Here is a 4155-nt window from a genome sequence, read left to right as displayed (position 1 = left end):
ACCTTGTTGACCGTCAGCGACGTGCCGTCGAGCGCGACGGAACCCTTCGGCGCAATGAATTTGGCCAACTCGCGCGGCGCCTCCAGGCGGAAACGCACCGCTTCGCCCTCATCCTCGCGCGCCACGATCTCGGCCATGCCGTCGACGTGTCCCGAAACGATGTGGCCGCCCAGCTCATCGCCGATCTTGAGGGCGCGTTCGAGATTTATCTTGCGACCGGACGCCCAGTCGCTCGCCGTGGTCAGGCGGAGTGCTTCTTCCCAGGCCTCGACCTCGAACCAGCGAGCATTCGAAGTATCTTCGGGCAACGTGACGACAGTCAGGCAGACACCGGAGCAGGAAATCGACGCACCGATGTCGATCTTCTTGGGATCATAGGCCGTGTCGATGCGCAGGCGCACGCCCTGGTCGAGCTGAGTTGCAGACGCGACTGTACCCACGTCGGTAACGATCCCGGTAAACATCAGATTTCCCTTATCCATTCAGCGAAGTGGTCCTCACCGAAGCGCGCCTCGCGCACCAGCTCGAACCCTGCCGGTATATGGTCGCGGCCGATAGGCGCTGCAATGCCGTCGCGACCAATCGCTTCGGGTCCGTAAAACAGTGCGATGCGGTCGACGAGGCCCTCATCGAGAAAGGCGCGCGCTGTGTCGGCCCCGCCTTCGACGATGATGCGCGACATGCCGTGATTGCCCAGATCCTCAAGCAGTTCGGGCAGTGCCACGCGCCCGTCATAGGTCTCGGTCGCGAGGAATTTCACGCCGGCGCGCTCCAGTTCCGCCCTGTTGGTCGTATGGATTTCCGAACAGGCGGCGACGAGCACCGGCACATCATTGGCCGAGCGAGCGAGTTTCGACGTCGCCGGCAACCGGGCCAGCCTGTCGAGCACGATGCGCGCCGGCGAACGCGCCCTGAGCCCCGGCAAACGCACAGTCAACTCGGGATCGTCAGCAAGGGCGGTGCCGATGCCAATCAGGATGGCGTCGGTTTCGGCGCGCATGATGTGAACCTGGCGGCGAGCGATCTCACCGGTGATCTCGATCTGGCCCTGGCCTCGCCTGCCGATCATGCCGTCGGCGGAAAGCGCAAGCTTCAGAATCACTTCCGGGCGCTTCCTCACGGAGCGATTCATGTAACCGGCAAGCTGGTTGGAGGCTTCGCGGGCAAGCACACCTTCCCTGACCTCGACGCCGGCGCCTCGGAGGATGGCATAGCCTTTGCCGGAAACGCGTGGATCCGGGTCGCTTGCGGCGCCGACAACGCGTGTTACGCCTGCGGTGACCAGCGCATTGGCGCAAGGCGGGGTACGGCCGTGATGAGCGCAGGGCTCAAGCGTGACATAAGCGGTGGCGCCACGCGCCAGGTCGCCTGCTTCAGCCAAGGCTTCGGCTTCGGCATGCGGCCTCCCGCCTATGGCGGTGACACCGCGTCCGACGATAACAGGTCCAGAACCATCGTCCCGGACGATGAACGTGCCCACCGCCGGGTTGGTCGAAGTCAGTCCGAGGTGCTTTCGCGACAGCCTAAGTGCGGCTGCCATGAAACGGCGGTCTATCCTGTCCTGCGTGGATGCGTCGTAGACCATTGCTCAGCTGGCTTCCTCGTCGCCCTTGAGCTCGCCCAACACTTCGTGGAAATCCTTGGCCTCGCGGAAGTTACGGTAGACCGAGGCGAAGCGCACATAGGCAACGYCATCGAGCGACTTCAGCGCCTCCATGACCAGCCGGCCGATCTCGCCGGAAGGGATTTCGCTTTCGCCGGAGCTTTCAAGCTGACGGACGATGCCGGTCACTGCACGCTCGATGCGCTCGGGATCGACATTACGCTTGCGCACCGCGATCTCGACCGAGCGGGCAAGCTTGTCGCGATCAAACGGCACCTTGCGTCCGGATTTCTTGAGCACGACGAGGTCGCGGAGTTGAACACGCTCGAATGTGGTGAAGCGTCCGCCGCAGACCGGGCAGATGCGCCGGCGGCGGATCGCAGCGCCATCCTCGGCCGGACGAGAGTCCTTCACCTGCGTGTCTTCAGACTGGCAATATGGGCAACGCATCGTTCAGCCTTGTCATTCGAATCCTCGACCGTGAAAGGCTTAACCCATCGGCCCGGAAATCGGAACCATCATCCCAGGATGTGGAGACCGCATTTGCCGATCGACCACCGCCGAAAGAGCAAAAAAGCCCCACCCCTTATATGTCGGGATGGGGCTCCAAAGCTTTCGGGGATGGTTTCGCACCCTCCCCGGCCCGGCATCTTAGCCGAGATAAGGATAAAGCGGGAAGCGCTCGGTCAGGCTGACGACTTTCTGCTTCACCGCCGCCTCGACGGCAGCGTTGCCCTCGTCCGAGTTGGCAGCCTTGAGGCCGTCCAGCACTTCGGTGATCAGCGTGCCGATCTCACGGAACTCGGCCTCGCCGAAGCCGCGAGTCGTGCCGGCCGGGGTGCCGAGACGGACGCCCGAGGTGACGAAGGGCTTTTCCGGATCGAAAGGAATGCCGTTCTTGTTGCAGGTGATGTTGGCGCGGCCAAGGGCTGCCTCGGCGCGCTTGCCGGTGGCGTTCTTGGGCCGCAGGTCGACCAGCATCAGATGGTTGTCGGTGCCGCCCGAAACGATGTCGAGGCCGGTGTCCTTGAGGCTCGCGGCCAGCGCCTTGGCGTTGGCGACGACATTTGCCGCATAGGTCTTGAACTCGGGCTTCAGCGCCTCGCCGAAAGCCACCGCCTTGGCAGCGATGACATGCATCAGCGGGCCGCCTTGCAGGCCTGGGAACACCGCCGAGTTCATCTTCTTGGCGATGTCCTCGTCGTTGGTGAGGATCATGCCGCCGCGCGGGCCGCGCAGCGACTTGTGCGTGGTGGTGGTGACGACATGGGCGTGCGCCAGCGGCGACGGATGCACACCGCCGGCAACCAGGCCAGCAATGTGGGCCATGTCGACCATCAGATAAGCGCCGACTTCATCGGCGATCTCGCGGAAGCGCTTCCAGTCCCAGATGCGGGAATAGGCGGTGCCGCCGGCAAGGATCAGCTTCGGCTTGTTTTCGCGGGCAAGGCGCGCGACCTCGTCCATGTCGAGCAGATTGTCGTCCTTGCGAACGCCATAAGAGACGACCTTGAACCACTTGCCGGACATGTTGACCGGCGAACCATGGGTCAGGTGACCGCCCGAATTCAGGTCGAGGCCCATGAAGGTGTCGCCCGGCTGCAGCAGCGCCAGGAACACGGCCTGGTTCATCTGGCTGCCGGAATTCGGCTGGACGTTGGCGAACTTGCAGTCGAACAGCTTCTTGGCGCGTTCGATGGCGAGCTCCTCGGCAACGTCGACGAACTGGCAGCCGCCATAGTAGCGCTTGCCCGGATAACCCTCGGCATATTTGTTGGTCATGATCGAGCCCTGCGCCTCGAGAACGGCGCGGGAAACGATGTTTTCCGAGGCGATCAGCTCGATCTCGTGACGCTGGCGGCCAAGCTCATTGCGGATCGAGCCGAAGATTTCCGGATCGGCCTCCGACAGCGGGGTTCCAAAGAAGGATTCGAGGTGTTTCGAAGCGGCCATTGCGGAAGATCCTTTAGTCCGGAGGGCATCGGGGAGGTTCGGCGGGCCATTAACACACTTGCCCCAGCGTCGCCACGTTTGCAGCGCGAAATTTCGTTGTCGCTTTGCGCCATAGGGCACTCAAACAAAAAAGGCCGCCCCAAAGGACGGCCTTTTCAAAAATGGTTGTGGCTAGCTCAGAGTGCAGAAGTGATCTGCAGCTCATCAACACCGTCGAGGCCATAGATATCGTCGCGGAACTGGGCGACTCCGTCGCCCGTCGACCATGCCGAGACATAGGTGAAGTAGACCGGTACGGGGTTGGTGACCGGAATGGGCGTGTTCTCGCCCGACTTGATGGTCTGCTCGAAGTGCTGGCGGCTCCAGCCCGGCGTGTCGCGCAGGATCCAGGTAACAAGGTCGCGGACGTTCTGGACGCGCACGCAGCCCGACGAATCGAAGCGCATCATCTTGCCGAACAGGCTCTGCTGCGGCGTGTCGTGCATATAAACGCCGTCGGGGCTCGGGAAGTTGATCTTGACCGAAGCCATCGCGTTGTTGGCGCCGGGGTCCTGGCGGAAGCGATATTTCGCCGCCTCTTCCGTCGACCAGTCGACATT

5 protein-coding genes are annotated in these 4155 nt (G+C 62.8%); all 5 read right to left on the bottom strand.

Annotation, left to right across the window (positions count from 1 at the left end; translation table 11 throughout):
• Positions 1 to 464: riboflavin synthase (locus AC1DUU_RS24995; protein ID WP_476786066.1), on the bottom strand; the 464-nt coding region annotated here is incomplete at its 3' end.
• On the bottom strand, positions 464 to 1585 hold the full coding sequence (ribD, locus tag AC1DUU_RS24990) for a bifunctional diaminohydroxyphosphoribosylaminopyrimidine deaminase/5-amino-6-(5-phosphoribosylamino)uracil reductase RibD (RefSeq protein WP_476786065.1): 1122 nt from the start codon (positions 1583 to 1585) through the stop codon (positions 464 to 466). The genes ribD and AC1DUU_RS24995, both read right to left, overlap by 1 nt.
• A 3-nt stretch (positions 1586 to 1588) precedes the next feature.
• Positions 1589 to 2053: a transcriptional regulator NrdR gene (gene nrdR / locus AC1DUU_RS24985; RefSeq protein ID WP_476786064.1), complete on the bottom strand. Its 465-nt coding sequence runs from the start codon at positions 2051 to 2053 to the stop codon at positions 1589 to 1591.
• Between the two features lie 201 nt (positions 2054 to 2254).
• Positions 2255 to 3556, bottom strand: coding sequence for a serine hydroxymethyltransferase (gene glyA / locus AC1DUU_RS24980; protein ID WP_476786063.1), 1302 nt, complete (start codon positions 3554 to 3556; stop codon positions 2255 to 2257).
• 176 nt (positions 3557 to 3732) lie between these two features.
• Positions 3733 to 4155 (bottom strand): L,D-transpeptidase family protein (locus tag AC1DUU_RS24975; protein ID WP_476786062.1); only part of this gene is annotated, 423 nt, incomplete at its 5' end.

It is taken from the genome of Aminobacter sp. P4_H6_2, assembly GCF_056400805.1.
Note: the sequence above shows the minus strand (reverse complement) of the source record. Positions and strands in the feature narration are given on the sequence as shown.